This is a genomic window from Streptomyces sp. x-19 (assembly GCF_046549115.1).
GTDB lineage: Bacteria > Actinomycetota > Actinomycetes > Streptomycetales > Streptomycetaceae > Streptomyces > Streptomyces albulus_C.
In genome coordinates, this window is the sequence record NZ_JAJPWK010000001.1 from 558,585 (window position 1) to 584,173 (window position 25,589).

At 73.6% G+C, this 25,589-nt stretch carries 24 protein-coding genes; 12 read left to right on the forward strand and 12 right to left on the reverse strand.

The genetic code is table 11. The features are described from left to right. Positions 1 to 44 precede the first annotated feature (44 nt). Positions 45 to 1,520, reverse strand: coding sequence for an aldehyde dehydrogenase family protein (locus ACLJT4_RS02730; protein ID WP_411121068.1), 1,476 nt, complete (start codon positions 1,518 to 1,520; stop codon positions 45 to 47). Between the two features lie 333 nt (positions 1,521 to 1,853). On the opposite strand from ACLJT4_RS02730, the gene ACLJT4_RS02735 reads away from it, so the two are divergent. From ACLJT4_RS02735 to ACLJT4_RS02745, 3 genes are read left to right on the forward strand one after another with little or no spacing between them, the layout of a single operon-like run. Continuing rightward, positions 1,854 to 2,645 (forward strand): hypothetical protein, encoded by a 792-nt coding sequence (locus ACLJT4_RS02735; protein WP_411120807.1) that lies wholly within the window; start codon positions 1,854 to 1,856, stop codon positions 2,643 to 2,645. A gap of 15 nt (positions 2,646 to 2,660) precedes the next feature. Beyond that, positions 2,661 to 2,867 (forward strand): hypothetical protein, encoded by a 207-nt coding sequence (locus ACLJT4_RS02740; RefSeq protein ID WP_411120808.1) that lies wholly within the window; start codon positions 2,661 to 2,663, stop codon positions 2,865 to 2,867. Between the two features lie 57 nt (positions 2,868 to 2,924). Further along, complete coding sequence (locus tag ACLJT4_RS02745; RefSeq protein WP_411120809.1) at positions 2,925 to 3,134, forward strand: DUF5988 family protein; 210 nt, start codon at positions 2,925 to 2,927, stop codon at positions 3,132 to 3,134. 44 nt (positions 3,135 to 3,178) lie between these two features. On the opposite strand, the gene ACLJT4_RS02750 is transcribed toward ACLJT4_RS02745, so the two are convergent. The 6 genes from ACLJT4_RS02750 to ACLJT4_RS02775 form a co-directional block, all read right to left on the reverse strand. Beyond that, positions 3,179 to 4,063, reverse strand: a complete 885-nt coding sequence (locus ACLJT4_RS02750) for a hypothetical protein (RefSeq protein ID WP_411120810.1) — start codon at positions 4,061 to 4,063, stop codon at positions 3,179 to 3,181. Positions 4,064 to 4,069: 6 nt separating this feature from the next. Next, positions 4,070 to 4,447, reverse strand: coding sequence for a hypothetical protein (locus ACLJT4_RS02755; RefSeq protein WP_016573277.1), 378 nt, complete (start codon positions 4,445 to 4,447; stop codon positions 4,070 to 4,072). A gap of 1 nt (position 4,448) precedes the next feature. Continuing rightward, positions 4,449 to 6,266: a hypothetical protein gene (locus ACLJT4_RS02760; protein WP_411120811.1), complete on the reverse strand. Its 1,818-nt coding sequence runs from the start codon at positions 6,264 to 6,266 to the stop codon at positions 4,449 to 4,451. 241 nt (positions 6,267 to 6,507) lie between these two features. Next, positions 6,508 to 7,497 carry a malate dehydrogenase gene (locus ACLJT4_RS02765; protein WP_411120812.1) on the reverse strand — a complete coding sequence of 330 codons (990 nt, stop codon included), beginning with the start codon at positions 7,495 to 7,497 and terminating at the stop codon, positions 6,508 to 6,510. Between the two features lie 763 nt (positions 7,498 to 8,260). Continuing rightward, on the reverse strand, positions 8,261 to 8,689 hold the full coding sequence (locus ACLJT4_RS02770; protein ID WP_016570521.1) for a DUF3017 domain-containing protein: 429 nt from the start codon (positions 8,687 to 8,689) through the stop codon (positions 8,261 to 8,263). Positions 8,690 to 8,877: 188 nt separating this feature from the next. Continuing rightward, the gene (locus ACLJT4_RS02775) at positions 8,878 to 9,747 is read right to left on the reverse strand and encodes a bifunctional methylenetetrahydrofolate dehydrogenase/methenyltetrahydrofolate cyclohydrolase (RefSeq protein WP_411120813.1); all 870 of its coding nucleotides are present in this window, start codon (positions 9,745 to 9,747) and stop codon (positions 8,878 to 8,880) included. 247 nt (positions 9,748 to 9,994) lie between these two features. Between ACLJT4_RS02775 and ACLJT4_RS02780 the strand changes: the two genes are divergently transcribed. Beyond that, positions 9,995 to 10,783 (forward strand): RDD family protein, encoded by a 789-nt coding sequence (locus ACLJT4_RS02780; RefSeq protein WP_411120814.1) that lies wholly within the window; start codon positions 9,995 to 9,997, stop codon positions 10,781 to 10,783. 118 nt (positions 10,784 to 10,901) lie between these two features. Next, positions 10,902 to 11,480 (forward strand): hypothetical protein, encoded by a 579-nt coding sequence (locus tag ACLJT4_RS02785; RefSeq protein ID WP_411120815.1) that lies wholly within the window; start codon positions 10,902 to 10,904, stop codon positions 11,478 to 11,480. Between the two features lie 73 nt (positions 11,481 to 11,553). Here the strand turns inward: ACLJT4_RS02785 and purH are convergent, their stop codons facing one another. After that, positions 11,554 to 13,125: a bifunctional phosphoribosylaminoimidazolecarboxamide formyltransferase/IMP cyclohydrolase gene (purH, locus tag ACLJT4_RS02790; protein WP_411120816.1), complete on the reverse strand. Its 1,572-nt coding sequence runs from the start codon at positions 13,123 to 13,125 to the stop codon at positions 11,554 to 11,556. After that, a complete protein-coding gene (purN, locus tag ACLJT4_RS02795) occupies positions 13,122 to 13,766 on the reverse strand; it encodes a phosphoribosylglycinamide formyltransferase (RefSeq protein WP_233657100.1) in 645 nt (214 codons plus the stop codon). Before purN ends, purH begins: the two co-directional genes overlap by 4 nt. A 267-nt stretch (positions 13,767 to 14,033) precedes the next feature. Between purN and ACLJT4_RS02800 the strand changes: the two genes are divergently transcribed. Further along, entirely contained in the window at positions 14,034 to 14,954 is a 921-nt protein-coding gene (locus ACLJT4_RS02800) for a hypothetical protein (RefSeq protein WP_411120817.1), read from the forward strand. 50 nt (positions 14,955 to 15,004) lie between these two features. Here the strand turns inward: ACLJT4_RS02800 and ACLJT4_RS02805 are convergent, their stop codons facing one another. Beyond that, complete coding sequence (locus tag ACLJT4_RS02805) at positions 15,005 to 16,504, reverse strand: DUF6350 family protein (RefSeq protein ID WP_411120818.1); 1,500 nt, start codon at positions 16,502 to 16,504, stop codon at positions 15,005 to 15,007. Between the two features lie 98 nt (positions 16,505 to 16,602). Between ACLJT4_RS02805 and ACLJT4_RS02810 the strand changes: the two genes are divergently transcribed. After that, positions 16,603 to 17,550: a hypothetical protein gene (locus ACLJT4_RS02810; RefSeq protein ID WP_411120819.1), complete on the forward strand. Its 948-nt coding sequence runs from the start codon at positions 16,603 to 16,605 to the stop codon at positions 17,548 to 17,550. An 88-nt stretch (positions 17,551 to 17,638) separates the two neighbouring features. Here ACLJT4_RS02810 and sucD read toward each other — a convergent pair whose 3' ends face one another. Beyond that, positions 17,639 to 18,523, reverse strand: a complete 885-nt coding sequence (gene sucD / locus ACLJT4_RS02815; RefSeq protein WP_411120820.1) for a succinate--CoA ligase subunit alpha — start codon at positions 18,521 to 18,523, stop codon at positions 17,639 to 17,641. Between the two features lie 21 nt (positions 18,524 to 18,544). Next, a complete protein-coding gene (sucC, locus tag ACLJT4_RS02820) occupies positions 18,545 to 19,723 on the reverse strand; it encodes an ADP-forming succinate--CoA ligase subunit beta (protein ID WP_411120821.1) in 1,179 nt (392 codons plus the stop codon). A 798-nt stretch (positions 19,724 to 20,521) separates the two neighbouring features. Between sucC and ACLJT4_RS02825 the strand changes: the two genes are divergently transcribed. From ACLJT4_RS02825 to ACLJT4_RS02845, 5 genes are all read left to right on the forward strand, one after another. Then, positions 20,522 to 22,369, forward strand: a complete 1,848-nt coding sequence (locus tag ACLJT4_RS02825) for a phage tail sheath family protein (protein WP_411120822.1) — start codon at positions 20,522 to 20,524, stop codon at positions 22,367 to 22,369. An 87-nt stretch (positions 22,370 to 22,456) separates the two neighbouring features. Continuing rightward, positions 22,457 to 22,981, forward strand: a complete 525-nt coding sequence (locus tag ACLJT4_RS02830; RefSeq protein ID WP_016574124.1) for a phage tail protein — start codon at positions 22,457 to 22,459, stop codon at positions 22,979 to 22,981. Between the two features lie 38 nt (positions 22,982 to 23,019). Further along, positions 23,020 to 23,778, forward strand: coding sequence for a hypothetical protein (locus tag ACLJT4_RS02835; protein WP_411120823.1), 759 nt, complete (start codon positions 23,020 to 23,022; stop codon positions 23,776 to 23,778). Beyond that, entirely contained in the window at positions 23,771 to 24,589 is an 819-nt protein-coding gene (locus ACLJT4_RS02840; RefSeq protein WP_411120824.1) for a hypothetical protein, read from the forward strand. The genes ACLJT4_RS02835 and ACLJT4_RS02840 overlap by 8 nt, the downstream gene beginning before the upstream one ends. Then, on the forward strand, positions 24,586 to 25,554 hold the full coding sequence (locus ACLJT4_RS02845; protein WP_411120825.1) for a Pvc16 family protein: 969 nt from the start codon (positions 24,586 to 24,588) through the stop codon (positions 25,552 to 25,554). The genes ACLJT4_RS02840 and ACLJT4_RS02845 overlap by 4 nt, the downstream gene beginning before the upstream one ends. The last annotated feature ends 35 nt before the right edge of the window (positions 25,555 to 25,589 follow it).

Sequence of the window (25,589 nt, forward strand, 5' to 3'; positions counted from 1 at the left end):
GCGCGGGGCCCGGGCGGCGACCGCCCGGGCCGGGGACGGACCGGTCAGCCGGCGAACCAACGGACGGGCTGGGGCCGCAGGTTCTCGTAGACGTGCTTGCTCTCCCGGTACTCGTCGAGCCCGGTCGGGCCGAGCTCGCGCCCGATGCCGGACTTCCCGAAGCCGCCCCACTCGGCCTGCGGGAGGTAGGGGTGGTAGTCGTTGATCCACACCGTGCCGTGCCGCAGTCGGGCCGCGACCCGGCGGGCGCGGGCGGTGTCGGCGGAGAAGACCGCACCGGCCAGCCCGTACTCGGTGTCGTTGGCCAGCGTGACGGCTTCGTCCTCGGTGGAGAAGGTCTCGACGGTGAGGATCGGCCCGAAGGTCTCCTCGCGGACGACCTTCATCCCGCGGTGGCAGCCGTCCAGCACGGTCGGCCGGTAGAAGTAGCCGGTGGCCGGCCGGACGTCGCTGGGCTCCGGGCGGGCGCCGCCGCAGCGCAGGTTGGCGCCCTCGGCCAGCGCGGAGGCGACGTACGCCTCGACCTTGTCCAACTGCTGCTGGGAGACCAACGGGCCGCACTCCACGCCCTGTTCGGTGCCCCGCCCCAGCTTGATCTTCTCGGCGCGGCGGGCGAGTTCGGCGACGAAGCGGTCGCGCACCGACTCCTCGATGATCAGCCGGGCGCCGGCCGAGCACACCTGCCCGCTGTGGATGAACGCCGCGTTCAGCGCCTGGTCGACGGCGGTGTCGAAGCCCTCGTCCGTCGCGCAGGCGTCGGCGAAGACCACGTTGGGGTTCTTGCCGCCCAGTTCCAGGGCGATCTTCTTGGCGCCGGAGACCGCCGCCGCACCCGCCTTCGTGCCGCTGGCCAGGCCGCCGGTGAAGGAGAACAGGTCCACGTCCGGGTGCTCGGCCAGCCGCTGGCCGACCGGCAGCCCGGCGCCGGTGACGATGTTGGCGACGCCCGCCGGCAGACCCGCCTCGACCAGCAGCCGGACCAGGTGCACCGTGGAGAGCGGGGTGACCTCGCTCGGCTTGATGACGAAGGTGTTGCCGGTCGCCAGCGCCGGCGCGACCTTCCAACTCGCCTGGAGCAGCGGGTAGTTCCACGGGGTGATCAGCGCGCAGACGCCGACCGGCTCGTGCACCACGACGCTGTGCACGTCCGGCGAACCGGCGTCGACGACCCGGCCGCCGCTCTCGTTGACGACGAGGTCGGCGAAGTAGCGGAAGGCGTTCGTGACGTCGTCGACGTCGACCCGGCCCTCCTCCAGGGTCTTGCCGGTGTCCCGGCTCTCGATCAGCGCGATCTGCTCGCGGTCGCGCTGGAGCAGGTCGGCGACCCGGCGCAGCAGCGCCGCACGCTCACCCGCGGACGTGCGGGGCCACTCCCCCGCGCCGCCGTCGAAGGCCGCCTTGGCCGCCGCCACCGCCGCGTCGGCATCCTCGGCACCGCCCTCGGCGACCACCTGGAGCGTCGTGGCGTCGGCGGGGTCCAGGACCTCGCGCGTGGCACCGGATGCAGCCGCCCGCCACACCCCGCCTACGTGAATGGTCTCGCTTGTCTCGGTTCCCGACACGACGTCTTTCTGCCTTCCACTTACCGGTGAGTTGCGCCGGCGGTCCGGGCTGCTCCGGTGTTCATCACTGGTTCAACCTCTGGCCCACTAGCAACTGGGACCCCTAACCCAATGCCCCGGTCCTATGCCCAAACATTCATCGAAAGTGACCCGAGTCACCCAAAGCCGCCCGACAGCTCCACATGCGCCCGAATGGACCGGAAAGTACGCTGAATAGCCTTATGCCCACCGGGGAGCCTTTCGAGGGCCCACCGCGGTCCCCGGGAGCCCCTCCGTACCGGAGGAGCCGAGATGCCCCGCAGACGCCGCTCCCTCACCGCGCTGACCTGTGGCGCGGCCGGTGTGGTCCTGGTCGCCACCTGCGCCGCCGCGGCACCCGCCGACGACCCTGGCGACGAGGGCGACCTCGCCGGCAAGACGGCGCAGCAGATCTCCGACGACGCCCTGCACGCCCTCCTCGGTGCGCACTCGCTGCGGCTGCGCACCGCCAGCTCCACCGACACCACCAAGCTCGACCTCACCCTCGACCGGGCGGGCAACTGCGCCGGCAACGTCAGCAAGGGCCCGCTGGGCCGGGTCGACCTGATCAAACGCGGCAAGGACGTCTGGCTCAAGCCCGACGCGGCCTTCTGGAAGAGCCAGCTGCCCGGCGACGAGGGGACCACCGCGGCCCGGAACTACCAGGGCCGGTTCCTGCACGGCACCACCGACGACGCCTTCCTCCAGAGCATCGCCACCGCCTGCGACCTCACCACCTTCCAGAAGTCGGTCGCCCCGCAGTCCCCCGCGCCCCAGGACCCGTCGTCGCCCTCCACCCCCTCCGTCACCCTGAGCAAGGGCCGCCCGACCACGCACGAGGGCACCCGGGTGCTGCCCGTCGTCAAGAAGGTCGGCGACGCCACCCAGACCGTCTACGTCGCGATCCAGGGCACGCACTACCCGCTGAAGCTCACCACCCAGGTCGACGGCGAGAGCAGCACCGTCCTGCTCAGCGACTACGACCACCCGGTCCCCGCACACACCCCGCCGCCCGGCCAGACCGCCGACATCTCCGTCCTGGAGGGCGGCATCCACTCCGCGTGACGCCGACACCCCCACGTGACGCTCGCACAGTGGGCGTACGCCGCCGCTGAAGTGCCCGTCTCCTTCATCGCCGACCCCTATGCCGGGCGTTGCCGGGTCTTCACGCATCCGCAGGACGGCGCATACAAGCGCGACCTCACCGTCGCCTACGGCGAGCCCGTCGACCGCACCGACACCGTCCTCGGCATGACCCTCCCCACCGGCGAATTCCCCCGCGACTGACGGCGTCGCCCGGCGAGCCGCCCCCGGCCGCCGGACGGTGCGCGAGACACTGCCGCCATGGCGAGCAAGGCACCCAAGGCAGTTCTCCAGGGCGGTCCCGAGGGGATCACCGAGCGGATCGTCGACGTCGATCCCAGCGGGGGCGACCTGAAGGTCCCCTACCGCGGCGGCTTCGAGCACTTCCGGCCGACCCCACGGGAGTGGGACACCGCCGGCGGCCGACTGCCCGTGTACGAGTGGTGGGAGCGCACCGAACTCCCCGGCTAGCCGGGCCCGCGACGGTGCGGCCCGGGGTGGCCGGGCCGCACCTCTCACGCGCTGGGGCCGAACGACTCCAGGGCGATCCGCTGGATCGTCTCCTGCTGCGGCCAGTCGGACTCCGGTCCCAGCACCAGGACCGCGAACTGCCGGCCGTCGGGGACGGTGAAGGCGCAGTCGACGGCCTGCACGCGCAGGCCCAGCCGGTCACTGTCGTAGGCGTAGGTCAGGACCACGCCGTCGGTGCCACCGGGGCCCCGACGCGGTGCGATGCCGAGCTCCTTGTAGCCGGGATTGCCGGAGAGCCCTTGGGACGCCTGCTCCAGCGCCTGCCGCGGCGTGAGGTCGGGCTCGGTGATCTGGAAGACCTGGAGCAGGCTGCGGGTGTCCGGCGAGGTGTAGAAGACGCCGGTGGAGCGGACGTCGCGCCGCCAGCCGTCGGGGACCGCCAGCGTGAAGCCCTTGTCGTCGTGGACCAGGCGGTAGCCGCCGGGGACCGTCGCGGTGGCGGACGGATCGGCGGTGGGCGTCGCGGTGGACGCCCCGGGGCCGGTCGGGGCGGTGGTCGGGCCGCTGCTGGCCGCGGCCGTCGGACGGCCGGCGGGCGGGGCGTCCGGACCGCGCCCCCACAGCAGGTAGGCCCCGCCGGCGCCGGCCGCCACGACGGCGGTCGCCGCGGCGGCGATCAGGACCCGGGTCCGGCGGTGGGCGGCCCCGGCGGGCACCGACGCCCCCGCGGCGTCGTCCGCGCCGGGGGCGTGCGGCGGCCCGGGCGGGTACGCGGGCGCGGCCGGGCCGGCCGGGTCCGGGCCCACCGCGCCCGGCGGCGGGGGCGCGGCCGGGCGGGGCGGCATCGGGCCGGTGTAGGGGCGGACGGGACGCGGGGGGCCGGTCTCCCAGGACTGGGTGTCCGGGTTCCAGCGCGGGCTGTCGGGCACTGCGGGTCAGCCCCCCACGAGCGCGGCGACCGCCTGGACCACGGCCGCACCGGACGCCAGCAGGCCCACCACCGCACCGGCGTCCGACAGCGCGCCGCGCAGCCGGGCCAGTCGGCCGGGGGCGGCGGCGCCGGTGCCGGTGATCTCCTCCTCGGTGTCGGCGAGTTCGGTGGTCAGCGCTTGGACCTCGGGGGTCTCCACGGCCCGGGCGAGGTCCTCGCGCAGGGTGCGGACCGCCCGGAGGAGTTCCTCGTGCGCCGGGTCGACGGCGGGTGCGCCCTGCCCGCCGGCGTTGTGGGTGACGGTGTTGTGGTCGCCGATGGCGAAGGCGCCCTGGACGCTGCCGATGTGGATGCCCTTGCCGGATGCGTCATGTGACGTCACGTCAGGACCTGCCCTTCGGGGATGCGGAGTCGCTCTTGGGAGCGGGGTCGCCGTTGTGGGTGAGGGTGTTGTGGTCGCCGATGCCGACGGCTCCCTGGGCGGACTCGACGTAGACCCCGCCGTCCGCGACGTGCACGATCCGCTGCTCGAACTCGGCGGTCTGGTAACCCGCTTCGTGCAGGGCGCCCTTCACCCCGGCCGCCACCCGCTGTTGGACGGTCTTGAGGTAGCGGGCCACGTCCATGTGCTGGAACAGCGACGCCTCGTCGTCGGAGCCCAGCTCCCGGACCGCGGCGGCGGGGCCCTCCGGGAGGGCGGCACCGTGGCCCTCGGTGGCCGCGCCCCAGCCGCCGCCCACGGCGCGCCCCAGGGTGAGCAGCGCCTCGACCGCGGCGCGGGGGCTGTGGGCCAGCGCCCACACCGCCTTGCCGAAGTGGTGGTGGTGCCGGTACTGGTGGGCGATGCGGTCGGCGTCCTGGAAGCGCGACCGCAGCGGCCACAGCACGTGCGGGGCGACCTCCATCATCAGCATGCCGCCCTGGGTGTGGACCCGGACGAAGACGGTGGTGACCACGCCCTCGTGCCACCCGCCGACCCTGATGCGCAGGAAGTGCCGGCGGGTCTCGCCGCCCTCCTCCAGGGCGGCCGCCCGGTGCGCCTCGAAGGCGGCGGGGTCGTACGGCGCGGCGGCCCGGGTCGCCAGGCCGTCGACGGGCAGGAAGACGCACTGGTCGACTTCGAGGGTGCGCAGCCGGTCGCGGACCGCGCCGGCCGCCGCCGGCGAACCCGACGGCACCCGCAACGCCTCGACCAGCGGGACGATCCGGGCGAGGATCTCGCCGTTGTCCAACGGCACCGCGGTGCCGTCGGCCCGCGGGACCAACTCCACCGACAGCGACCAGGGCTTGAACGGCTCCCCCGCACCGCAGAACGGGTCGCCGGGGCGGTACATCACCAGCGGCCCGTGCTGCTCGATGCGCACCCGGTCGCGCAGCCGCTGGAAGCGGAGGCCCTCGGCCCGCTCGGCCGGGTCGGACACCGCGTCGGGGAAGTCCTCCCGGGACAGCTCGTGGGCGAGCACCCGGGCGAACTGGCCCCGCTGGAGCATGACGAGCACCGCCACCGCCACCGGCACCAGCAGCGCCGCCCAGACCGCGAAGAGCCGCGCCAGGCCCATCGCCGCGCTGTCGGCGCCGCCGATCGGGTCGCTCCACGCCGCACCGGAGGACGAGCCGGTCAGGCCGGCGTCCGAGAGCAGCGACTCGACCAGGCCGACCGGTGACAGCAACGGCAGGAAGCCGGGCAGGGACGCGGTGAAGGCGATCACCGCCAGCGCCAGCACGGAGAAGGCCAACGAGAGCCGGCCGTACCAGCGCAGGAGGAAGGAGCCGAACCGGGCCGGCCAGGCGGTCGACAGCCCGTGGACGAAACGCCCCAGGCCCAGCGCGAGCACCGGGAACACATAGCCCCACGCCATCCCCCGGGACAGCACGACGCCCACCACCCAGGTCAGCAGGATCGCCGCCGACCAGCCCCGTTCGAGCCGGCGGGCGCGCAGGGCGTGGGCCAGCACCCGGGCCGCGTCGATGCCCAGGGACGGCGCGGCGAACCGCTCCTCATGGACGTAGAGCTCGTCGATGACGGCGTCGCGGAAGGCGTCGTCGAGGTAGGTGCCGGCGCACAGCAGGCGCGTGGCCTCACTGGCCCCGGGCGGGACGGCGGGGAGCGGTGCGGGCGCCGGTGCGCCCGCGGATTCCTTGTGCAGCCGTGGCCGTGCGGCCTGCTCCCCCGGCTGCGCGGGCACCTCGTTACTGGTCATCGGCCTCCCCCGTACCTGCCGCCCGTGCCAGTGCGTGTCCGTCACAACGCACCGGCGCGGCGCCGCTGTTCCACCGGCGCGCACCGTCACCCGGACGTGTGAAAGGACCGCAGCATAGAGGAGCGGGGACCGCGCTGTCAGCGCATTGCCGCACCCGCCCGGGCCCCCAACGGGGCGAGCCCGCACGGTCGTTGGACCGTACGGGCTCGACGGGGTGGTGCGGCGGGTGCCGGCGCCGGCCTCAGATCAGGCCGAGCGCGCGGACCGCGTCGCGCTCCTCGACCAGCTCCTGGACGGAGGCGTCGATGCGCGTGCGGGAGAACTCGTTGATCTCCAGGCCCTGGACGATCTCGTACGTGCCGTCCTTGGTGGTGACGGGGAAGGAGGAGATCAGGCCCTCCGGGACGCCGTAGGAGCCGTCCGAGGGGATGCCCATGGAGGTCCACTCGCCGTCGGCGGTGCCGTTGACCCAGGTGTGGACGTGGTCGATGGCGGCGTTGGCGGCCGAGGCGGCGGAGGACGCGCCGCGGGCCTCGATGATCGCCGCGCCGCGCTTGGCGACGGTCGGGATGAAGGTGTCGGCCAGCCACTTCTCGTCGTTCACGACCTCGGCGGCGTTCTTGCCGGCGACCGTGGCGTGGAAGACGTCCGGGTACTGGGTGGCCGAGTGGTTGCCCCAGATGGTCAGGCGGCGGATCTCGGACACCGGGGTGCCGGTCTTCTGGGCGAGCTGGGTGACCGCGCGGTTGTGGTCCAGGCGGGTCATCGCGGTGAAGCGCTCGCGCGGCACGTCCGGGGCGGCGGCCTGGGCGATCAGCGCGTTGGTGTTGGCGGGGTTGCCGACGACCAGGACCTTGATGTCGTCCGCGGCGTGGTCGTTGATGGCCTTGCCCTGCGGCTTGAAGATGCCGCCGTTGGCCTCCAGCAGGTCACCGCGCTCCATGCCCTTGGTACGGGGGCGGGCGCCCACGAGCAGGGCGACGTTGGCGCCGGCGAAGGCCACGTTCGGGTCGTCGGTGATGTCGATGCCCTGGAGCAGCGGGAAGGCGCAGTCGTCCAGCTCCATCGCGGTGCCCTCGGCGGCCTTGAGGCCCTGCGGGATCTCCAGGAGGCGCAGCTTGACCGGCACGTCCGCGCCGAGCAGCTGACCGGAGGCGATGCGGAAGAGGAGGGCGTAACCGATCTGGCCGGCGGCGCCGGTGACGGTGACGTTGACGGGAGTGCGGGTCATGGCGATCTCCTGCGCGGTATTCCGGGGGCAAGCCCCTGGACCACCTTGGGTGGCGGTGGGTGTCCCTGCCCATCTATCGAGGTCTCTTGGTATCGAGAGACCCGGCCGTCAGGCTATCGGACCCCCGCCCGACCCACGTGACAGGCCGGTGTGGGACACCTCACCGGCGCTCACGAGGCCCCGGCCGGACCACCTGGGGGACCGCCTCGCGTGGGTGGCCGGGCGGAGCGGTCCGGTCGGGCCGCCGGCCGCCCGCACCTGGAGGGGGAGCGCGGGCGGCCGGCGGTTGTGCCACACCCGTGGGGGGTGTGGTCCGCATGCCCGCGATCCGGGAGGGCAATCCCCCCTCTTCCGCGGCGGCCTTCCGCAGGGGGTGAATCCCGGCCAGTCGCCGGGCCGTCCGGTGGCGGGCCCGGCCGGCGCCGTCGCGTCGAGCGGCCCGGCGTCCCGGGACCGGCCGGTTCCGTCGGAGTTCTCGCAGGTCAGGGCAGCGACGCGGGCACCGGCGCGGCCGCCGGACAACGTCGGGACGGTGGTCACCGCGACGCCGGCGGGCCGGCGCGCACGGGTCGGTGCGCGGCCCGCGAAAGCGGTCCGGAACTCGCCGTTGAAGACCTCGCCCGTAGACCTCCCGCAAGGGGCCCGAAGCGGCCGTCCTGCTCGTGGTCGGGGCCCCCGAACGTCGCCGAGCCGCGCGCGGCGGCGCGGTACGCGGTGTGCCGCGGCGCCGCAAGGGCCCCGGAACGGCCTCGGGGAGGCGGTCCTAGCGGACCGTGAAGTGGACGATGTCGTCCAGCAACGGCAGGTGGATCCACGGCCTGGGCTGCACCATCATCGCCAGAATCACGATCACGAAGCCCAGTCCGCCGTACGTGATCATGTCGGTGAAGCGGGAGCGGACGGCGAGCATCCCCACCGAGGGCAGCGCCCAGCGCAGCGCCGCGCCGGCCAACAGCGACAGCCCGATCACGATCGAGCCGATCCGGAACGCGTCGAGCGCGACCAGCAGCAACCCGAGGGCGACCCCGCCCAGCACGGTGAGCAGCGGCCACTGCCGGGCCGGCGCCGGATGGTCGCCCGAAGCGGCCCGGCCGCCGCCCTCCGGGCGGGCGGTGTCGCGGGTCAGCTGCGGAAAGCGGCGCGAGGTGCGCTGCGGCTCGGACGCACCCTCCGAGTGCGCTTCGGCAGCCATGTCTGGCGGTCAGCCCCTTCCGGGTCGAGTTCGTCGTCGAGTTCGTCGTCGGGGGCGGTGCCCACGACGGTGGCGAGGTCGGTGCGGTGTGGCGTCGGCCGTGCGGGACGGCGACCGGCGAGCCGTGCGGCCCCCTCCAGGCTCGCACGTCCCGGCCGGTGGGTGGGCGGGTGCGGGCCCGCCGCCGGCTAGCGCGGGGCGGTGATCCCGGCGGCGCGCTCGGCCGCCTCGACGACGTTCACCAGCAGCTGGGCGCGGGTCATCGGGCCGACGCCGCCCGGGTTGGGGGCGACCCAGCCGGCGACCTCGGCGACGCCCGGGTGCACATCGCCGACGATCTTGCCGTTCTCGTCGCGGCTGACGCCGACGTCCAGGACGGCCGCGCCGGGCTTGACGTCCTCGGGCTTGATGATGTGCGGCACGCCGGCCGCGGCGACGATGATGTCGGCCTGCTTCAGGTGCGCGGACAGGTCGCGGGTGCCGGTGTGGCACTGGGTGACCGTGGCGTTCTCCGACTTGCGGGTCAGCACCAGCGGCATCGGGCGGCCGATGGTGATGCCGCGGCCGACGACCACCACGTGCGCGCCCTTGATCTCGACCTCGTGCCGGCGCAGCAACTGGACGATGCCGTACGGGGTGCAGGGCAGCGGCCCGTCGATGCCGAGGACCAGGCGGCCCAGGCTCATCGGGTGCAGTCCGTCGGCGTCCTTGGCCGGATCCATCAGCTCCAGGACGCGGTTGGCGTCGATGCCCTTGGGGAGCGGGAGTTGGACGATGTAGCCGGTGCAGTCCGGGTTCTCGTTGAGCTCCCGGACGACGTCCTCGATCTCCTCCTGGGTGGCGGTCTCCGGCAGTTCGCGCTGGAGGGACGCGATGCCCACCTGGGCGCAGTCCCGGTGCTTGCCGTTGACGTACCAGCGGCTGCCGGGGTCGTCGCCGACCAGCAGGGTGCCCAGGCCGGGGGTGACACCCTTGGCCTTCAGCGCCTCCACGCGGGCGGTGAGCTCGGACTTGATCGCGGCGGCGGTGGCCTTGCCATCCAGAATCTGGGCAGTCATACCCCCCATCCTCCCGGATGGGGGGTCCTGTGTTCCAATCAGGGCGCGCGGGCGGCAGTTGTCCGGAAATGATCATTGCGGTTGCACAAAGGCTGACCGTCTTGACTGGACAGAGCGAATCCTCACCTAGAAGGATTGACGCCGCAGTGCCGCAGGCATCGTCGGGGGCGGGCCATGAAACAACCTGTTTTTCCTCCGAGTCACGCCGCGTCGTCCCCCACTGACACCAACGGAGGAAAGCAGCACCATGAGCTTTGGTGACCCGAACAACCCGTACGGCCAGCAGCCGCCGCAGGCCCCCCAGGGCCCGTACGGCCAGCAGCCGCCGGTCCCGCCGCAGGGCGGCCAGCCGGGCTACGGCTACCCGCAGCAGGGCGCCCCGCAGCAGCCCCAGCAGCCGTACGGCTACCCCCAGCAGGGCCAGGTCCCGCCGCAGGGCCAGCCGGGCTACGGCTACCCGCAGCAGCCGGCGGCCCCCTACGGGCAGCCGGGTATGCCGGGCATGGGGATGCCGACGGGTTACGCGAGCTGGGGTGCGCGATTCGGTGCCTTCCTGGTCGACGGCCTCATCATCGGCGTGCTGCCGGGCATCCTCTACGTCATCGCCATCATCGTGGCAGCCGGCTCGGCCAGCTCGGCCAGCAGCTCGGCCAGCTCGGCCGCCGCCAGTTGCCCGACGGGCGACTACAACTGCGTCTCGAACGCCTACAACTCGGCGACGTCGTCCAGCACACCGGCCATCTTCTTCGTCCTCGTCGCGTTCGCGTGGCTGATCGCCGTGGCCGGAATGTTCTTCCTCATCGCCAAGGAAGGCAGCACCGGCCAGACCCCGGGCAAGAAGGCGCTCGGCATCAGGGTCATCAAGGAGGCCACCGGCCAGCCCATGGGCTTCGGTATGACCTTCGTGCGCTACCTCTGCCGCTACCTCAACGGCCTGCTGTGCGGCATCGGCTGGCTGTGGCCGCTCTGGGACGAGAAGAACCAGACGTTCGCGGACAAGATCGTCGGCACTGTGGTCATCCAGGCCCCCAAGTAATGCCGTAACGGGCCCCCGGACGCCCATAACAGCCGACGAAGGCCCCCTCGCAGCAGCGACCGGGGGCCTTCGTGGCACTCGCCGATACTGCTTCGCCTCGCCTGAAAGGGCACCGCTCGTGAGCTACCCCAATCCCGGCCCCTACGACCCCCCGCCGGGCCAACAGCCCGGCTACGGCTATCACCAACAGCCCATGCAGCCACAGCAACCGCAGCAGCCGATGGCCTCGTACGGCCCGTACCCGGGCGGTCCGATGCCCGCGGCGCAGATGCCGTACCCGACGGTGATGCCGGGCGGCGTGAAGGCGGCCCGGGCGATGCTGTTCGTTCTCGCCGGCCTGAACATCATCGGCCTGGTGCTGGCGGTGATGGGGCTGGGTGGCGTCACCAAGGCGTCGCACGAAGCCTCGTCCTCGCCGTACGCGGACGTGTCGGCGTTCAACGTCGGCAAGGGCGTGCTGATCGCGGTGATCGTCCTCATCGTGATCTTCACGGTGACCGCGATCACGCTGGCCGCCCAATTCGGTAACGGTGGCAAGGGCGTCCGCATCGCCACCATCGTCTCCTGCGTCGTCGGCATGATCCTGAGCCTGTTCACCTTCCCGGTCGGCCTGATCCACACCGTGCTGGGCATCCTGGTGCTGGTCCTCGTCTCCAAGGACGAGGGCAACGCCTGGTTCAACCGGCCGCGTTACTGACGACGCGGCGCACGAAACGGCGGAGGGCCGCACCCCGGGCAAGGGGTGCGGCCCTCCGGCGCTTGCGCGGACCTCAGTGGAAGAAGTGCCGGGTGCCGGTGAGGTACATCGTCACGCCGGCCTTCTTCGCGGCCTCGACGACCAGTTCGTCGCGGATCGAACCGCCGGGCTGGACGATCGCCTTGACGCCGGCGGCGATCAGGATCTCCGGGCCGTCGGGGAACGGGAAGAAGGCGTCCGACGCGGCGTAGGAGCCGCGCGCCCGCTCCTCGCCCGCCCGCTCCACGGCGAGCTTGCAGGAGTCGACGCGGTTGACCTGGCCCATGCCGACGCCCACCGACGCACCGTCCTTGGCGAGCAGGATCGCGTTGGACTTCACCGCGCGGCACGCCTTCCAGGCGAACGTGAGCTCGGCCAACTCGTCCGCGGACAGCGCCTCGCCGGTGGCCAGCGTCCAGGTGGCCGGGTCGTCGCCCTCGGCCTGGAAGACGTCGGTGTGCTGGAGCACCGCGCCGCCCGAGAGCAGCTTGAGGTCGCCGGGCTGGTGCGGGGTGCCCTCGACCTTCAGGACGCGGATGTTCTTCTTGCGGGCGAGGATCTCGACCGCGCCGTCCTCGTAGGCGGGGGCGGCGATGACCTCGGTGAAGATCTCCGCGACCTGCTCGGCGAGCGCGACGGTCACCGGGCGGTTGACCGCGATCACGCCACCGAACGCGGACAGCGGGTCGCAGGCGTGCGCCTTGCGGTGCGCCTCGGCGACGTCCGCGCCGATCGCGATGCCGCACGGGTTGGCGTGCTTGATGATCGCCACGCAGGGCTCGTCGTGGTCGTGGGCGGCGCGGCGGGCGGCCTCGGTGTCCACGTAGTTGTTGAAGGACATCTCCTTGCCGTGCAGCTGCTCGGCGTTGGCGATGCCGCCCGGCTGGCCGTCGACGTAGAGGGCGGCGGCCTGGTGCGGGTTCTCGCCGTAGCGCAGGGTGCTGCGGCGCTCCCAGGTCTCGCCGAGGAACTCGGGCAGCGCGGCCTCGTCCGCCTCCGGCGCGTAGACGTTGGTCATCCAGGAGGCGACGGCCACGTCGTAGGCGGCGGTGTGCTGGAACGCCTCGGCGGCCAGCCGCTTGCGGGCGGTCAGGTCGAAGCCGCCGCCGTTGACCGCGGCGAGGACGTCGGCGTACCGCTCGGGGCTGGTGACCACGGCGACCGAGGGGTGGTTCTTGGCGGCGGCGCGGACCATCGAGGGGCCGCCGATGTCGATCTGCTCGACGCACTCGTCGGGGGTGGCGCCGGAGGCGACGGTCTCCTTGAACGGGTAGAGGTTCACGACGACCAGGTCGAACGGCTCGACGCCGAGGTCGGCGAGCTGCTGCCGGTGGTCCGCGAGGCGCAGGTCGGCGAGGATGCCGGCGTGCACCTTGGGGTGCAGGGTCTTGACCCGGCCGTCGAGGCACTCCGGGAAGCCGGTGAGCTCCTCGACCTTGGTGACCGGCACCCCGGCCGCGGCGATCTTCCCGGCCGTCGACCCGGTCGAGACCAGCTGCACGCCCGCCGCGTGCAACCCCTGGGCCAGCTCCTCCAGCCCGGACTTGTCGTAGACGCTGACCAGCGCGCGGCGGATGGGCCGCTGCGTACCTTCGGTGGCGGTCACGAGATACGTACCTTTCGTCCCTCTATGCGGTAGCCGTGACGGGCCAGACGCCCCACGACCTCGACGAGCAGCGATCGCTCGACTTCCTTGATGCGCTCATGCAGCGCGGATTCGTCGTCCTCCTCCCGGACCTCGACCACGCCCTGGGCGATGATCGGGCCGGTGTCGACGCCGTCGTCGACGAAGTGGACGGTGCAGCCGGTGACCTTCGCGCCGTACGCGAGCGCGTCACGGACGCCGTGGGCACCGGGGAAACTGGGCAGCAGCGCCGGGTGGGTGTTGATCGTCCGGCCGCCGAACCGGGCCAGGAACTCCTTGCCGAGGATCTTCATGAAACCGGCGGAGACCACCAGGTCGGGGGCGTGCGCGGCGGTCGCCTCGGTGAGCGCCGCGTCCCAGGCCGCCCGGTCCTCGTGGTCCTTGACCCGGCACACGAACGTCGGTAGTCCGGCCCGCTCGGCGCGCTCCAGGCCGACGGTCCCCGCGCGGTCGGCGCCCACGGCCACGATCTCGGCCCCGTAGGCCGCGGCGCCCTCGTCGGCGATGGCGTCGAGGAGCGCCTGGAGGTTGGTGCCCGAGCCGGAGACGAGTACCACGATGCGGGCCGGGGCGGAGCGGGCGGGAGGAGAAGAGGAGGCCACGGTGGGGTCTTTCTCGCCGGGTCGTGCGGGGCGGGGGCTGTGTCGAGATTTTGTGCGGTCGTACAAAGCGAGGGGTTTCACGAATCCGGGGAACCCTACGAACGCGCCGACCGTCAGCAACGATACCGGCACACCCTGCGGCCCCCACGGGACGGGGGCGAGCACGGGAGGTAGCGTCAGGCGGGAGAACGCACGCAGTTCATGGTCACCGTCCGCCCGGCCCACCCGCCGGTCGAACGCCCACGACAAGGGGAAGACGCACTCCAGATGCCGGACCGACGCCGCCGCGCGGCTCTCCTCCGCCCGATCCCAGCCACCACGGGGTGGGGCCTCGCGCCCGTCACCTCCCCCGGGGCGGTCCTCCTGCCGCGCGAGCGCACGTCGTCGTCCGCCCCGGATTCCCCGTCCGCCGGCAGCCCGGGCCCGGACGACAACCCGTTCGCGCCGCCGCCGGCCGGCGCCCCCGACCAGGAGTGGCGCCCGCGGGCCCAGTCCAACGGGCGCGCCACGGGTGACGGCGACGGCGACGACGAGCAGCAGCAGCCGCAGGAGCAGCCCCCGGCGTGGGGCAGTCAGTGGAGCAGCCGGCAACCGGGCCGGCAGGGCGGCGACTTCGGCAGCGGGCCGGGCCGAGGCGGTGGCCAAGGCGGCGGCCAGGGCGGTTCCGGTGGACCGGGCGGTTCGGGCGGCTCCGGCAGCGGCCCCGGCGGGCTGCGCTGGGACCCCACCGACCCGATGCAGCGGCGTGCCCGGTACGCCCTCCTCGCCGGCATGTGGGCGTTCTTCTTCGTCCTCTTCAGCCTGCCCGAGGTGGCGCTGCTGCTGGGGGCGCTCTCCCTCTACTGGGGCATCAGCGCGCTGCGCGGCAAGGCCACCCCGAAGAAGGACACCACCGCGGCCCCGGAGGGGCGCGCGGCCACCGGTGCCACCCCGCCCCCGCCGGGCCGACCGGGCGGCGCCGCGGGCCCGGGGACCCGGCCGCAGACCACCGCCGCGATCGCCGGTGTGGTGACCGCGTCGCTGGCGCTGATGATGGTGGCCGCGACCTTCACCGTCCAGATCGTCTACCGCTCCTACTTCAGCTGCGTGAACGACGCGCTGACCCAGGCGGCGGGCAAGTCCTGCGAGAAGCTCCTGCCGCCGCAGCTGCGACCGCTGCTCAGCCAGCAGGAGCAGCAACCGCAGTAGCGGTCCGGGAAGGGCCGACGGCCGGCGTTCGGGCGCCTGCGCGCGGACCCTCAGGCGGCGGGCTCCCGGGTCTCCCGCCCCTCGCGGTTCCCCCGGTCCCCGCCCTCCTCCGGGCCCGGCGCCCGGCCGGCAGCGGGACGCGGCTGCGGCGAGGCCGCGTCTTTCGGCGTGCGGTGCGGGGCCCGGCGGCGGAACGGCAGGTCGGGCAGGTGACGGCCGGGGGCGCGGCCCTGTGCCGCCCGGCGTACGGACGACCGGCGCCAGGCGCGCAGCGCCAGCGTTGCGGGCACCGCGACCACGCCCGTCCAGCCAGCCGTCACCAGGCCGGTCAGCCACCAACTGGGGCCGAACGAGGCCAGTGCCCGCTCCCCCAGCGCGCCGCCGGCCAGTCCCGCGAGCACCGTCATCGCCAGGGCGCACAGGCCCGCCGCCAACGCCGCCGTGGCGGCGGTCCGCCGCCACGACCGGTGGCCGTCCCCGGCCGCGTACCGGGCCAACTGCACCACCGCGGCCGCCGGCACCACCAGTGCCAGCACCACCACCGGCCAGGCCCCGGGGCCCGGCTCCGGCAGGCCGCTGAGCAGCGGGAAGTGCGGCAGGGCGGGTCGCGGTGACGTGCCCAGCGGGCCGACCGCGGTCCCCGTGCCGACGGCGAAGCCGGGCCCCAGTCCGTAGGCGGCGCCCCAGACGGCCGTGTTGGGAAGCAGGGCGAGGCAGAGCAGCAGCACCGTGCTGCGGCCGGCCCAGTCGGGGGCGAGCTGGCCCAGGTCGTCCCCGAACCGGCCCGCGTGCAGGAGCAGCCCGATCAGGGCGAGCGCGGTGCCGGCGGCGAGCAGGGCGAGGGTGGCGGCGGCCGCGGCCTTGACGGCGGTGACGAGGCGCGGGCCGGTGAGCGCGGCGCGCAGGGCGGCCGGCAGGGCGTCCAGGGCCCGGGTGACGCGGTCCGGCAACAGGGCCGCGGCGTCCGGCCCGAGGGTGTGCCAGGCGGTGGCGGCGACGGTGGCGAGCGCGGTGCCGGGGACGGCGAGCAGCGCGGCGAGCGGGGCGGCGGTCAGCCGGCCGGTCGAGGTGTAGAGCAGGGCGCCGGCGGCGACCAGCAGGTATCCGGCGAGCAGGGCGCCGAGCAGGGTGCGCGGGGCGACCTCCGGGCCGGCGGCGGGGGCCTCGGGATCGCCGTCGGACTCCGGGAGGGCGGCGGTGGCCAGGGTGTCCCGGGCGGCGCGGTGCAGCAGCCAGAGGGGCAGCGCGGCGAGCAGCAGCGGGACGGTGCCGACCGGCGCCGGGCTGCCGGTCGACGTCACCTCGCGGACCAGGCCGCCGCCGTGTGCGGCGAACCAGAGTCCGGCGGCCAGGTGCAGCGCCCGGGAAGGGCCGCTGTCCGGGTACGGGGAGGCCACCCAGAGCAGCAGGACGGCGACCGCGAGGGCGCCGAGGCCGAGGCCGGCGGCGGTCACCCCGCTGATCACGGCGGTGCCGATCGCGGAGGACCGCCGCGCGGCGGTCCGGCCGTGGGAGGACAACGTGGTGCCGCGTTCGGTCGACTGGCTCACGCGGCCATGCTGCCAATAACCCCTGATTCCGCCACGTAACGGGCATGCGCCCGACGTGTCGCGCGCGTTCCTCCGCAGGACGTTTCCAGACTGCCGGTATGAGCGAGGACGACCGGCGACACCCCGACCAGAGTTCCGACGCGGCATCAGAAACCGTTGGCAACGACCCCCACGACAGCCCGTCGGCCCGCTTCGACGCGCTGTACGGGGCGCACGCCGGGCCGCTGATCCAGCAGGCGCTGGTGCTCACCGGACGGGCCCGGCTCGCCCGGCGGGCCGTGCAGCGGGCGTTCCGGACGGCCTGGCAGCGCTGGCCGGAGGTGGCGGCGGCGCCGGACCCGGTGGGGTGGGTGCGGGCGGCCGCCCACGACTACGCGCTGGCGCCGTGGCGGCGGCCGCTCCCCGGGCTGCGGTCGGCCGAACGTCCCGGGCCGGGCACGCCCGCGCCGCCGCCGGCCGCCCCGCAGGACCATGCGCTGCTGGTGGCGGTGCGGGCGCTGCCCGTTCCGTACCGCCGGGCGCTGCTGCTGCACGACGGGCTCGGGCTGGGGCTGCACGAGACCGCACTGGAAGTGGAGGCGAGCACGCCGGCGGCGACCGGGCGGCTGACGCACGCCCGGGAGTGCCTGGCCGAGCGGCTGCCGGAGCTGGGCCTCGCGGAGTTGTCGCCGGACGCGCAGGGCGCGGTGCTGCGGTCCCGGCTGACCGCGCTGGCGGCGTCCCGCCCGGTGGTGCCGCCGCCCGCGCCGGAGGTCCGGGCGGACGCGGAGCGCTGGACCCGGCTGACCACCCGTGCGGGGTTCGGGGCGGCCGGGCTGCTGGCGGTGACGGCGCTGGCGGTGTCGTTCACCGCGCCGGACGGCTACCGGCCACCGCGGCCGGTCGTGGCGGCGTCCGGCCCGGTGGTGCCGCCGTCCGCGCGGGCGGGCGCGCCACCGGTGGCCCAACAGGCGCACCGGGGCCCGCACCACCGGGCGCCGCACCACGGGGCGGCGGCGCACCGGGCACTGCCGTCGGGTGCCCGGCTCTCCCCCGACGCGCGGTGAGCCCGGCGGGCGCCGGGGTGAGCGCAGAGAGGCCGTGGGCCCGCACCCGGAGGGGTGCGGGCCCACGGCCGTCAGGCACGGGGCGGGGTCAGCCGCCCAGGATCTCGCGGGCCAGGAGCGCGGTCTCGGACGGCGTCTTGCCGACCTTCACGCCCGCGGCCTCCAGGGCCTCCTTCTTCGCCTGGGCGGTGCCGGACGAGCCGGACACGATGGCGCCGGCGTGGCCCATCGTCTTGCCCTCGGGCGCGGTGAAGCCCGCCACGTAGCCGACGACCGGCTTGGTGACGTTCGCCTTGATGAAGTCGGCCGCCCGCTCCTCGGCGTCGCCGCCGATCTCACCGATCATCACGATCAGGTCGGTGTCGGGGTCGGCCTCGAACGCCTCCAGGGCGTCGATGTGGGTGGTGCCGATGACCGGGTCGCCACCGATGCCGACGGCCGACGAGAAGCCGATGTCCCGCAGCTCGTACATCATCTGGTAGGTCAGCGTGCCGGACTTCGACACCAGGCCGATGCGGCCCGGCTTGGTGATGTCGCCCGGGATGATGCCGGCGTTGGACTGGCCGGGGGTGATCAGGCCGGGGCAGTTCGGGCCGATGATCCGGGTCTTGTTGCCCTTGGCCTTGGCGTACGCCCAGAAGGCGGCGGAGTCGTGCACCGCGATGCCCTCGGTGATGACGACGGCCAGCGGGATCTCGGCGTCGATGGCCTCGACGACGGCGGCCTTGGCGAAGGCCGGCGGGACGAAGAGGACGGAGACGTTGGCGCCCGTCTCCTCCATCGCTTCCTTGACGGAGCCGAAGACCGGGACCTCGGTGCCGTCGAAGTCGACGCTGGTGCCGGCCTTGCGCGGGTTGACACCACCGACGATGTTGGTGCCGTCACCGAGCATGAGCTTGGTGTGCTTCATGCCGGTGGCGCCGGTCATCCCCTGGACGATGACCTTGCTGTCCTTGGTGAGGAAGATAGCCATGGTGTTTGGAGTCCTCGTCCCTTACTTGGCCGCGGCCAGCTCGGCGGCCTTGTCGGCCGCACCGTCCATCGTGTCCACGCGCTGCACCAGCGGGTGGTTGGCGTCCGAGAGGATCTTGCGACCCAGCTCGGCGTTGTTGCCGTCGAGGCGGACGACCAGCGGCTTGCTGACGTTCTCGCCCTTGGACTTGAGGAGCTCCAGGGCCTGCACGATGCCGTTGGCGACCTCGTCGCAGGCGGTGATGCCGCCGAAGACGTTGACGAACACGGACTTCACGTCCGGGTCGCCCAGGATGATCTCCAGGCCGTTCGCCATGACCTCGGCGGAGGCGCCGCCGCCGATGTCGAGGAAGTTGGCGGGCTTGACGCCGCCGTGGTTCTCGCCGGCGTAGGCGACGACGTCCAGGGTGCTCATGACGAGACCCGCGCCGTTGCCGATGATGCCGACCTGGCCGTCGAGCTTGACGTAGTTCAGACCCTTGGCCTTGGCCGCGGCTTCGAGCGGGTTAGCCGCGGCCTTGTCCTCCAGGGCCTCGTGCTCCGGCTGGCGGAACTCGGCGTTGGCGTCCAGGGAGACCTTGCCGTCGAGGGCGATGACCTCACCGGAGGCGACCTTGGCCAGCGGGTTGACCTCGACGAGGAGGGCGTCCTCCTTGATGAAGGTCTGCCACAGCGTGACCATCACCTCGGCGACCTTCTCGGCGACCTCGGCCGGGAACTGCGCCAGGGCGACGATCTCGCGGGCCTTCTCGATGGAGACGCCCTCGTTGGCGTCGACCGGGACCTTGGCGAGCTTCTCGGGGGTCGTCGCGGCGACCTCCTCGATGTCCATGCCGCCCGCGACCGAGGCCATGGCCAGGAAGGTGCGGTTGGTGCGGTCCAGGAGGTAGGAGACGTAGTACTCCTCGGCGATCTCCGGAGCCGTCTCGGCGATCATCACCTTGTGGACCGTGTGGCCCTTGATGTCCATGCCGAGGATGTCCGTCGCCCGGGCGACGGCCTCGTCCGGCGTGGCGGCCAGCTTCACGCCACCGGCCTTGCCGCGGCCGCCGACCTTCACCTGCGCCTTGATGACGGACTTGCCGCCAAGGCGCTCGGTCGCCGCGCGCGCCGCCTCAGGCGTGTCGATGACTTCACCGGCCAGCACCGGTACACCGTGCTTGGCGAAGAGGTCCCTCGCCTGGTACTCGAACAGGTCCACGCGCGTCCGTCCCTTGTCTTCTCAGAATCGCCGTAGTGATCGCGGTTCGTTCGTCTGCGATGGGCGTGCCGCGAAGGGCAACGTGACGGCGCTGTCACTGGGGAGGCGTATGCACGGTGTCCGGATACGCGGCATGTCCGTCTCGCAGGGTATCTCCGCTGGACATGCGTCCCTAAATCAGAGATCACACTCCGGCGGTGATTACGGTCACAGATCTTTTGGCCAACGTGCTCCGCCGCCCCTTTTCCGCAGGGGCACCTCGGCGCGCCGGAGGTATTTCGCAGGGCCGACCGGGCGTGCGGGCGACCGGGCCGCCGTCCGCCGTGCACTCCGGCGTCGTGCGCCGTTCGGGCGGCGGGTGCCGGCGCCCCCGTGCACCCGTGCGCACCCGGCCCGTCCGGTTCCGGTTGCGGGGAAGCGGGAAGCCCTTCGAGAAGACTCCGCAACGGGCCAGCACAAGACCTCCGCAGGCGGTGTCCGGAAAGGCCCTTGCCCCGCCAACTCCCGCTGAAAGACACTGCGTTGAGCACTTACGCATCAGGAGTCACAGGCCGGAGTCGCGCACTTCCGGGCTTGGTCCCGTGCGGGTCGGACCGCGGAACACGGACCGCCTCGCGCCGGATGCAGACGGGGGAACTTGATGGGTAGTGGGGGGGATGCCCGACCGCGCTCACCGCTGGATGCGGTCGCGGACTCTTCCGCGCCTGCCGTCCCTCCCCCTTCTCCCCGCCCACCCCTCCCGGTTTTCTCGATTTCTTGGTGTCCTCACACTCGGTGCCTGAAGGGATTGGAGGGGGAATGCCGACACATACGACCTATCCCGGCGTCTATGTCGAAGAACTTCCCAGCAGCATCCGCAGCATCACCACCGTGACGACCTCGGTGACCGCGTTCGTCGGCCACACCCGGCGCGGCCCGCTCAACCAGCCCGTCCGGATCACCAGCTTCGCCGACTTCGAGCGCCGCTTCGGCGGCCTGACCTCACGCAGCCCGGTCTCCTACGCCGTCCACCAGTTCTTCGGCAACGGCGGCGCCGTCGCGGTGATCGTCCGGGTCGCCAAGGCCGGCAGCGGCAAGGAGGCCCAGGTCACCCTGGAGTCCACCGAGGGCCGCAGCCAGTGCCCGGTCCTGGAGGTGCACGCCAAGGAGCCGGGCATCTGGGGCGACGGCCTGCGCATCGCCGTGGACCACGACACCCCGTGCCCGGAAGAGACCTTCAACCTCCAGGTCCTCGACGCGCACGGCACCGCCCGCGAGTCCTTCACCGGGTTGTCCATGGACCCCGGCAGCGGCCGGTTCGTCGAGACGCTCGTCAACGCCGGCTCGTCGCTGATCCGCGTGGCGGCCGTGGGCGAGGACCGCCCGGACCCCTCCGGCACCGTCTCCAAGCCGTTCCACCACGAACTCCCGGACCTGACCGTGGAGTTGACGGTGAAGATCGGCGAGGTGGAGCGGGAGTTCACGCTCTACGACCCGGACTGCGACGGCGAGCCGCCGTGCGACGTCACCGAGCTGGCGCTGCTGCTGGAGCACAAGCTGCGCTCCCTGCCGGACGCGCCCGGCAAGCACGCCTTCGCGGGCGCCCAGGTGATCTCCTTCGGACGCCGCATCCAGGTGGTGGCCGGCTCCACCGACCCCGGCGACGTGGTCCGCTTCCTCGGCGAGTGCGCCAACGACCTGGGGCTGGAGGCGTCGGTCAATCCGCCGGTCTTCCCGCTGTGCGGCGGCGAGGACGGCGACCCGCCCGGACCGCGCGACCTCATCGGCAGCGAGGCCCGCAAGAGCGGCCTCCAGGCGCTGCGCGACATCCCCGACGTCAACCTGCTCGCGCTGCCCGAGCTGGCCTCGTACGCGTCGGTCGACGACGCGCTCACGGTGGTCTCGGCGGCCCAGCGGCTGTGCCGGGAGCGGCGGATCTTCCTCCTGGTGGACGCGCCCGCGGCGTGGGGCAGCGTGGACGCCGCCCGGGCCGGGATCGGCGCCTTCGACGCGGTCCGCGACGACCACGCGGCCCTGTACTTCCCGCACCTTCAGCTCACCGACCCGCTCACCGGCCGGCTGCGGTCCTTCCCGCCGTCCGGCGCGCTGGCCGGCGTGATCGCCCGCACCGACGGCGAGCGCGGGGTGTGGAAGGCGCCGGCGGGCACCGAGGCGCGGCTGGCCGGCGTGCACGGGCTGACCGTCAAGCTCACCGACCGCGAGAACGGCCTGCTCAACCCGCTCGGCCTCAACTGCCTGCGGACCTTCCCGATGGTCGGCCCGCTGGTGTGGGGCGCCCGCACGCTCCAGGGCTCGGACGCCCTGGACAGCGAGTGGAAGTACGTCCCGGTGCGCCGGCTGGCCCTGCACGTCGAGGAGAGCCTGCTGCGCGGTCTGCAGTGGGTGGTCTTCGAACCCAACAACGAGCAGCTGTGGCAGCAGATCCGCCTCAACGCCTCCGCCTACCTGCACTCCCTCTTCGAGAAGGGCGCCTTCCAGGGCGGCACCCCGCGGCAGGCGTACTTCGTCAAGTGCGACAAGGACACCACGACCGAGGCGGACATCGAGAACGGGATCGTGAACGTCGTGGTCGGCATCGCGCCCGTCAAACCGGCCGAGTTCGTGATCGTCAAGATCCAGCAGTTGGCCGGCCAGTTCGACCTGTAGGGCGCGGGGCGCCGGGTCCGGCCGACGGGCCGGCCCCCGTGCGCCCCACGACGCCGACGTTCAAGGAATCCGACGTGAAGGAATCCGATGGCTGAGTTCAAGATCAACGCCCATCGCTTCGACCCGTACAAGAACTTCAAGTTCCTGGTCCTGTGGGACGGCCGGACGGTTGCCGGGGTCAGCAAGATCAGTCCGCTCAAGCGCACCACCGAGGTCGTCAAGCACCGCAACGGCGGCGACCCCAGCTCCCCGCGGAAGTCCCCGGGCCGCTCCGAGTTCGAGGGCATCACCCTGGAGCGCGGGGTCACCCACGACCCGGAGTTCGACCGCTGGGCCAACAAGGTCTGGCAGGTCGGCGCCGGCCTCGGCTCGGAGGTGTCGCTCGCCGACTTCCGCAAGGACATCGTCATCCAGGTCCTCAACGAGGCCGGGCAGGTCGCCGTCTCGCACAAGATCTACCGGTCCTGGCCCAGCGAGTACCAGGTCCTGGGCGAGATGGACGCCAACGCCAACGCGGTGGCCATCCAGAGCCTCAAGCTCGAATGCGAGGGCTGGGAACGCGACTACGAGGTGCCCGAGCCGGAGGAGCCCTCGTTCACCCACCCGGCCTGAGCCGCGGCACCGGGGGTGGTGGGGCGACGGGGTAACGGATGACGGTCACCGGGCCGGCGGAACTGCTGGCCACCTGGGAGGCCGGGCTGGCCGAGCGGGGCGCCGCCCGGGCCCTTCTGCTGCACCGGGCGGCCCGGCCCGGCGCGGCGCCCAACGCCCTTGCGTCGGCGCCGCTCGGGGAGCGCGCGGCCGACCTCTTCGCGCTGCGCCGGGCGCTGTTCGGCGACCGCATGGAGGTCACGCTCTCCTGCACGGTGCCCAGCTGCGGCGCCGCGCTGGAATGCGAGTTGGACGCCGGGGAGTTGGCGGCCGCGCGACCGCGACCGCCGGAGGACGGGCTGCGGGTGGACGAGGGCGAGTGGACGGTCCGGTTCCGGCTGCCCAACCCCGCGGACCTCGCCGCCGTGGCCGCCGCCCGAGCCCCCGACGGCACCACCGCCCGGCGGCTGCTCGCGGCCCGCTGCGCCCTCGCCGCCCGGCGAGCCGGCCGGCCGGCCACCCCCGAGGAGGTCGCCGCCCTGCCCGACCCGGTGCTCAAGCGGTTCGCCGCGGCCGCCGAGGACGCCGACCCCGGCGCGGAACTGACCCTGGAGATCGCCTGCCCGGAGTGCGGCGCGGCCACCCCGGCGGAGCTGGACATCGCCGCGTACCTGTGGACCGAACTGGACGCCTGGGCCCGGGACCTGCTCCTCGACGTCCACCTGCTCGCCTCCGCCTACGGCTGGAGCGAGCCCGAGATCCTGGCGCTCAGCCCGCTGCGGCGCCGCTACTACCTGGAGCTGTGCGCGGATGCCTGAGATGCCCGAGCGGACGCCCGCCGCGTCCGGCGACTACCTCGGCCGGCTGCTGGCCCGGCACGCGCCGCCGCCCGATCCCTTCGGCGCGCCGGACGGCGCCGACGCCCCGGCGGCGCGCACGCTCGTCCGGCCGCGGCTGCCCGGCCCGTTCGAGCGGGCGGAGGCGGTGCGTGGCCCGGCCGCCGACGATCCGGGCGACGACGGTCCGTCGTCCCCGTGGTCGACCGGACGACCCGCCGCGGCACCGTTCGCCTCGGCCGCCCCGCGCACCGAGCGGTGGACGGAGGTCCGGACGCAGCATGCGCGGGAAACCGTGGTGCGCACCGAGGCGGCGCCGGACCGCGCGACCGACCGCGCGGCGGCCGAACGGGAGCCGGGGCCGGGCGCGTTGCTGCGGCCCGCCGCCACGGCCGCGCCGGGGGCCCGGGCCGCCGCCGAGGGCGCCCGGCCCCGGGGACGGACGGCGGCCGGCACCGAGGAGACGGCGCCGGGCCGCGGGGCGTCGCCGGGCGGACCCGAGCCGGTGGGCCCGACGCCCACCGGCGTGCTGCGCCCGCGCCTCGACGACCTGCCGGCACCGCGCCGTCCGGTGCCGCCCCGCGCCGGTGCCGCGACCGGCCGGCGGGGCCCGCGCGGCCCGGCCGAGCGGGTGGTGCACGTGCAGATCGGCCGGCTGGAGGTCAGTGCGGCCGGCGCCGAACGGTCCGCGGCCGGCACCGGTCCGGCGCGCCCCGAGCGGCGGGCGCCCGCGCTGAGCCTCGCGGACTACCTGGCCACCCAGCAACGGACTTCAGGGGGACGGTCCACATGAGCAACGCACTCGCCCTCGCGACGGTCACCCAGGCCCTTGCGCTGCTGATCGAGCACAACCTGCATCCGGAGATCGACCTGGCCGTCTCGGTGGAGACCCGCAAGCCGCCGGCCGATCCCCCGACCGACCCGACGATCACCGTGTTCCTGTACCAGGTCTCGCACAACCCCTCGATGCGCAACTCCGACCTGGTCACCCGGGCCTCCGACGGCACCCTGCTCAAGCGCCCCGCCGCCGCGATCGACCTGCACTTCCTGATCAGCGCGTACGGCGAGGAGCAGGAGCTGGTCGGACAGCGGCTGATCGGCAGCGTGGTGCGGACCCTGCACGAGATCCCGGTGCTGCCCCGGGAGTTGATCGAGGAGGCGGCCGAACGCCCCTACCTGGCGGGCAGTGACCTCGCCGAGTCCCTGCAGAAGGTCCGGTTCACGCCGACCCAGATGGACGTGGACGAGACCTCCAAGCTCTGGGGAATGCTCAACAACACGCCGTACTCCCTGTCGGTGGCCTACCAGGCGTCGTTGGTGCTGCTGGACGGCCACCAGAAGCCGGCGCCGGCCCGCCCGGTCAAGCGTCCGGAGGTGACGGTGGTGCCGGAGGTGCCGCCGGAGGCGCCGTTGGGGGACGCGGCGGCGCCGCTGGGGGACGCGGCCCCGGTACCCGGTGCGGCGGACGGCCCGGCAGCGGACGGCCGGTCGGTGGGCAGCACGGCGGCGGACGGCCGGTCGGCGGACGACGCGCCGACAGGCGCACCCGAGGCGCCCGCCCCCACGAAACGGCCCGCGAAGAAGACGCCGGGCGGCCCCCGGAAGGCCACCAAGTCGACCACACAGAACGGGAGTTCAGGCGGTAACCGCACGGGGAACGGCTCGCGCCCCCGTCCCCGCAAGACGCCCGGCGACGGCCCGCGGCAGGCGGCCCGCACCGACGACGCGGGCCGGACCGACGACGGCGGGGAGGGCTGAGGCGCGGTGCGGGGAACGGGGGCGGAGGAGGACGC